The sequence below is a fragment of the Mesorhizobium sp. M7A.F.Ca.US.005.03.2.1 genome (assembly GCF_003997795.1).
Taxonomy (GTDB): domain Bacteria; phylum Pseudomonadota; class Alphaproteobacteria; order Rhizobiales; family Rhizobiaceae; genus Mesorhizobium; species Mesorhizobium ciceri.
In genome coordinates, this window is the sequence record NZ_RZRP01000434.1 from 1 (window position 1) to 5,333 (window position 5,333).

6 protein-coding genes are annotated in these 5,333 nt (G+C 64.2%); 3 read left to right on the top strand and 3 right to left on the bottom strand.

What is annotated here, in order from left to right; all coding sequences use genetic code 11:
• Positions 1-576 (bottom strand): trypsin-like peptidase domain-containing protein (locus EN991_RS22175; RefSeq protein WP_127369559.1); only part of this gene is annotated, 576 nt, incomplete at its 3' end.
• A gap of 227 nt (positions 577-803) precedes the next feature.
• On the opposite strand from EN991_RS22175, the gene EN991_RS22180 reads away from it, so the two are divergent.
• The 3 genes from EN991_RS22180 (at position 804) to EN991_RS22190 (ending at position 3,291) form a co-directional block, all read left to right on the top strand.
• Positions 804-1,676, top strand: coding sequence for a S1C family serine protease (locus tag EN991_RS22180; RefSeq protein ID WP_127369560.1), 873 nt, complete (start codon positions 804-806; stop codon positions 1,674-1,676).
• Positions 1,677-1,684: 8 nt separating this feature from the next.
• The gene (locus EN991_RS22185) at positions 1,685-2,314 is read left to right on the top strand and encodes a helix-turn-helix transcriptional regulator (protein WP_127369561.1); all 630 of its coding nucleotides are present in this window, start codon (positions 1,685-1,687) and stop codon (positions 2,312-2,314) included.
• 110 nt (positions 2,315-2,424) lie between these two features.
• Positions 2,425-3,291 (top strand): NAD(P)-dependent oxidoreductase, encoded by an 867-nt coding sequence (locus EN991_RS22190; RefSeq protein WP_013530170.1) that lies wholly within the window; start codon positions 2,425-2,427, stop codon positions 3,289-3,291.
• A 133-nt stretch (positions 3,292-3,424) separates the two neighbouring features.
• Here EN991_RS22190 and EN991_RS22195 read toward each other — a convergent pair whose 3' ends face one another.
• Positions 3,425-3,940, bottom strand: a complete 516-nt coding sequence (locus EN991_RS22195) for a TIGR00645 family protein (protein ID WP_013530171.1) — start codon at positions 3,938-3,940, stop codon at positions 3,425-3,427.
• Between the two features lie 305 nt (positions 3,941-4,245).
• On the bottom strand, positions 4,246-5,333 hold a 1,088-nt coding region (locus EN991_RS22200), incomplete at its 5' end, for an OmpA family protein (protein WP_164769289.1).

The following is a 5,333-nucleotide window of genomic DNA, read 5'->3' on the forward strand; positions in this document are numbered from 1 at the left end:
GCCCTGCGCGCCATGGATCATGGCGGTGTTGACGCCGATCACCTCGCCGGCCGACGAAACCAGCGGCCCGCCGGAATTGCCGGGGTTGAGCGCTGCGTCGGTCTGGATGACGTCGTCAATCAGCCGGCCGGTCGAGGCGCGCATGGAGCGGCCGAGCGCCGAGACGACGCCGGAGGTGACGGTCCATTCAAAGCCGAGCGGATTGCCGATGGCGATGGCGATCTGGCCGCGCCGCAGCCGCTTGGAATCGGCGAGCGGTGCGACATCGGCAAAGCTGCCGTCGGCGCGCACCAGCGCGATGTCGGTGTCGGGATCGCGGCCGAGCACGCGGCCTTCGCGGGAGGCGCCGTCCGGCATCGAGACGCGCACTGTCCTGGCATCGCCGACGACGTGGAAATTGGTAACGACCAGTCCGTCCGGCGCGATGACGAAGCCGGAGCCGTGGCCGCCCTGGCCGCCGACGCGTTCGATGCGGCAGACGGCCGGGCCGATGCGGTCGACGGCGTCCGCAACGGTCGTCGAATATGCGTCGAGCAATGTATCGTCAGGTTCGAATTTGGCTGCGGCGAGGGCCATGGAAGGGCTCCGTATTTTCGGGCGAAAGGATGATTTTTTTTCCTGTGCGCGTCGTTGTCCCAAAACCGCTGAGCACTTTTGGGCGACACGCACTATATGTGCGGAGCGGCTGGAACCGCCGCGACCTGACCAGATGGCCAGTCAAACCGGCAACTAGCCGTCAGGCGAGTACCTCTGAACGCGCTGTCGAGCGATATCTGGGGCATGGATGAACCCAGGAGACCAATATGAGCGATTTCAATCTGAGTGCGTTTTCGCAAGCCATCGCCGATCTCGCCGCCCAGGCGGCACCGGCAACGGCTGGCTTCGCCACGCATCATCACCGCACGGCAAGCGCCTTCCACTGGCGTGACGGTTATTTCGTCACCGCCGAGGAGGCTGTCGAGGCCGGCGAGGAGATCGAACTGACGCTGGCCTCGGGTGAGGCGGTGAAGGCAGAACTGGTCGGCCGCGATCCGTCGACTGGCGTTGCCCTGCTGAAGCCGGCTACGGCCATCAACGCCGTGCCGTTGGCTAGGGCTGACGCGGTGCGGCCAGGCAACATTGCCATCGCCATCGGCAATAGCAACGGGTCGGCTCTGGCCGTTTCGGGCTCGGTCGGCGAAGTCGGTCCGGCCTGGCGCTCGATGCGCGGCGGCACCATCGACCGGCGCATCAATCTGGCCGTCGGTGCCGGCGGCCGTTTCGAGGGCGGCCCGGTTCTCGACGCCAAGGGTGCGCTGATCGGCATGCTGCTGTTCGGGCCGCGCCACCGGGCGCTGGTCATGCCTTACGAGACGATCGAGCGGGCGGTTGCGACGCTGCGCGAAAAGGGCCATGTCGCGCGCGGTTATCTCGGCGCCGGCCTGCATCCGGTACGCGACCGCGACGCGCATGGCGCGATGGTGATGAGCCTCGATGACGATGGTCCCGCCAAGGCCGCCGGTCTCTCTCTCGGCGATATCATCGTGGCGTGGAACGGTGAGGCGGTGCATGGCCCGCGCGACCTGATCCGCAGGCTCGGACCAGACAGTGCGGGCGCTTCGGTGACGCTCGGCGTGGTGCGCGGCGGCGAACAGCGCGATGTCGGGCTGACCATCGGCGAAAAGCCGCTGAGCTGAGGGCATCCATGGACACGCTCACCAGCGACCGGATCATGCATGACGGTGCCGTCTCGCGGCGGCTGGTGGTGCTGATTGCGCTTGGCGATGCGTCGCGCGCCGAGCGCCTGGCGGCCTCGCTGGCCGCGAGCGATGACCTGCTGCCGGTGGTGGCCGGCAGGGCTGACGTCGCCATCGTTGACGACATGAGCGGCGGTGCCGTGCCGGCCGCCATTCCCCGGGTTCTGCTATCGGGAGGCGCCAATGGCGAACGGCCCGCGGGCGAGGTGTTGGCCGTCCTCGAAACGGGCGCGGACGATTTGTTGATCGCTGCGGCGGCGCGGCTGGCGGCGGCCGGCTATCGGGTATCGGGCGAGCGCAGAACCGGACGCCATGAGGATTTCCATACTGGCGATGGCGAGCCGTTCGAAGATGAAGCCTCCGACGAGCATGCCGTCCGTCCTTCGCTGTCGCCGCGCGAGGCGGAAGTGCTGGCGCTGCTGGCCGAGGGCGCACCCAACAAGGTGATCGCGCGGCGGCTGAACATTTCCGTGCACACCGCGAAGTTCCATGTCGCCGCAATCCTGATCAAGCTCGGTGCCGCCAACCGCACCGACGCGATTGCCACTGCGATGCGGCAGGGGCTGGTGCTGGTATAGTCATAAACCCTACGCTGCGTAACGCGGTGTCCGGCGTGTCGGGTCTTGCGCTGTGGTCGCCCGCCGCGCAAAGCTTGGCGTCTGACGTGTTGCAAGGGAGGCGCAAGGAAATGTCGCTCAAGGGAAAGACGCTGTTCATCTCCGGCGGATCGCGCGGCATCGGGCTGGCGATCGCGCTGCGCGCGGCGCGCGACGGCGCCAATGTGACGATCGCGGCCAAAACCGCCGAACCGCATCCGAAGCTGCCCGGCACAATCTATAGCGCGGCAGAAGAGATCGAGCAGGCCGGCGGCAAGGCGCTGCCCGTGCTGTGCGACATCCGTGAAGAGGCACAGGTGGCCGAGGCGGTCGCCAGGACCGTGGAAAAGTTCGGCGGCATCGATATCTGCGTCAACAATGCCAGCGCCATCCAGCTCACCGGCACGCTGGAAACCGACATGAAGCGCTACGACCTGATGCATCAGATCAACACGCGCGGCACCTTCCTGGTGTCCAAAATGTGCATTCCGCACCTGAAGTTGGCCAGCAATCCTCACATCCTGAATCTGGCACCGCCGCTCGACATGAAGGCCAAGTGGTTCAAGAATCATGTCGCCTACACGATGGCCAAGTTCGGCATGTCGATGTGCACGCTGGGCATGAGCGCCGAGTTCGCCAAGGACGGCATCGCCGTCAATTCACTGTGGCCGATTTCGACCATCGACACGGCAGCCGTGCGCAATCTGCTGGGCGGCGCGACGGTGGCGGCAATGAGCCGTTTGCCCGACATCATGGCCGATGCTGCGCATGCCATCTTCATGCGGCCGGCGCGCGAAGCGACCGGCAATTTCTACATCGACGAAGAGGTGCTGCGCGCCGAGGGCGTCAGCGATTTCTCGATCTATGCGCCTGATGCGACCGGGCCGCTGGCCGGCGACTTTTTTGTTCCCGACGAGGTGTTTGCCCGCACGGACAGCAAGATCAGGAATATTTACTAGAGCTCTTCGTTTTGACGCGACGGGCGTCGAGCCAAGCCCTTCGCCACCAGCAGAGTCATGGGAAAGCCCTGCTCGAACAAGGCGGTAGGGCATCGTTCCTGCGGGATTGATTCAACGTCCGGCAGGCGCAGGCTCACGCCTCGTCCTTCTTGCCTTTGCTCAGGCCCATCAGCCGGTCGATATAGGCGAGCATGAGCGCCGAGACGACGAAGGCGAGATGGATGATGGTCAGCCACATCAACTGGTCGGTCGTGTAGGACGATGAGTTCAAGAACACCTGCAAGAGGTGGATCGACGAGATGGCGACGATGGTCGAGGCAACCTTGACCTTCAGCGAACCGACATCGATGGTGCCCAGCCAGTGCACACCGCCGTCCTGGTCGTCGAAGCGGCTGACGAAATTCTCGTAGCCCGAGATGATGACCATCACCACCAGCGAGGCAACCAGCGCGGCATCGATCAAGCCGAGCATCTTCAGGATGGTGTCGGTGTCACCGAGCGTGAACGCCAGGCTAATGAACTCATAGAGCTTCTTGCCGAAGGACAGCGCATAGACGGCCAATGCCAGGGCCAGGCCTATATAGAAAACGACGAGCAGCCAGCGTGAAGCGAGAATGATCGATTCGATGGCGAGTTCGAGACGCTTCATGGGATGATTCCGGCTGGTTATCTCTCAGACAATGGCCGTATTCGACGAGGCCGCCACCGTTTGCAAGACAAAAAACCCCGCCGAACAAAGTCCGGCGGGGCTCAATGCGTCCCGCTGGAGTCGGGACGGGGCAGGGAACGCCCAGCACCGAATCTGGGGTGGCTGCGCTCGCGATTCAATGAGCCGTGTCTAACGCCCGTACAATTCTTGTTGAACCCCGCACATCCATTCACCCCCGGCTGTGCCGGGGGTGGATGCTTCTCTTGCCGATTCCACAAACCGGGTCATGATTTTGAAATCATGACCTAATTGTTGCTGGCGACCGGTGCCACCAGCGAGGTGATGCGGCGGATGGCGACGCGGCGGTTCTCGCGGTTGGGCGCCGCCGTGTTGACCTTCAGATACTCCTCGCCATAGCCCTGTGTCGTCAGGTTTTCCGGCGGGATGCCGAAGGCATTGGTCAGAGCCTCCGCCACCGCTTCCGCACGGCGATCGGAAAGAGCGAGGTTAGCCTCCGGTGTGCCGACCGCGTCGGTGTGACCTTCGATCAGGAAGGTCTCGGCCGGGTTCTTCTTCAACAGCTTCTCCATGGCCGTCGCTACGCCCTCGAGCTTCTGCACCTCGGTGTCGGAGATGGAGGCCGAACCGAATTCGAAGTTGAGCGTGTCGAGATCGACGCGACGTGCGATGTCGCGCACGCGGGCCGAACGCTTGACCTCGTCGATCGAATAGAGGCGCTGGACCTTCTCGACCGGGGGCTGTTCGAGGAACTCGTAGTAGTCATCGGGGCTCTCGACGTCCTCGGAATCGAGGATGTATTCCCGGCGCGGGATGGTCAGCCGCATCGGCGGCAGGTCGTCGCCGGGATCACGCCAGTCGCTGTCATCCTCATAGTGCCGCTCGTCGACATAGCTCAGCACATATTCGCGTCCATCCGGCGCAATGCGCGAACGCTGGATAACGTCGCCATAGCGGTTGCGGATGGTGACGATCCGGACACCGTTGTCGCGCTCGACGATTTCCCGGGTGCGATCGCCCGACAGATCCTCATAGTAGACTTCTTTGGCACCGCGGGTGACGCGCGGGGCATCATTGCTCTGGACAAATGTCTGGTTGTTGAACTGCAGGATGACGCGATCGCCGAGTTTCCTGACGACGTCGACGCCTTTCGGACGCCGACGATCGCGGGCGATCTCATCGGGCGCACGCTCTACGCGCGTGCCCTTCTCCTCGGTCACCGGGACGATCTTCTCGGGCTTGATCTCCTGCTGTGCGGCCCTGTCGTCGGTGGGCGGCGGACCCTGGTCGACGGGAGCAGCCACCGGCTTGCGGCCCTGATCGCCACCTTGCTGGGTATTTTGCCCGCCATTCTGCTGCTCGCCATCCTGCGGGA

What these genes read in the sequence shown, in the direction of transcription:
- EN991_RS22180 (WP_127369560.1), top strand. Translation starts at nt 804, where the DNA reads ATGAGCGATTTCAATCTGAGTGCGTTTTCGCAAGCCATCGCCGATCTC.
- EN991_RS22185 (WP_127369561.1), top strand. Translation starts at nt 1,685, where the DNA reads ATGGACACGCTCACCAGCGACCGGATCATGCATGACGGTGCCGTCTCG.
- EN991_RS22190 (WP_013530170.1), top strand. Translation starts at nt 2,425, where the DNA reads ATGTCGCTCAAGGGAAAGACGCTGTTCATCTCCGGCGGATCGCGCGGC.
- EN991_RS22195 (WP_013530171.1), bottom strand. Translation starts at nt 3,940, where the DNA reads ATGAAGCGTCTCGAACTCGCCATCGAATCGATCATTCTCGCTTCACGC.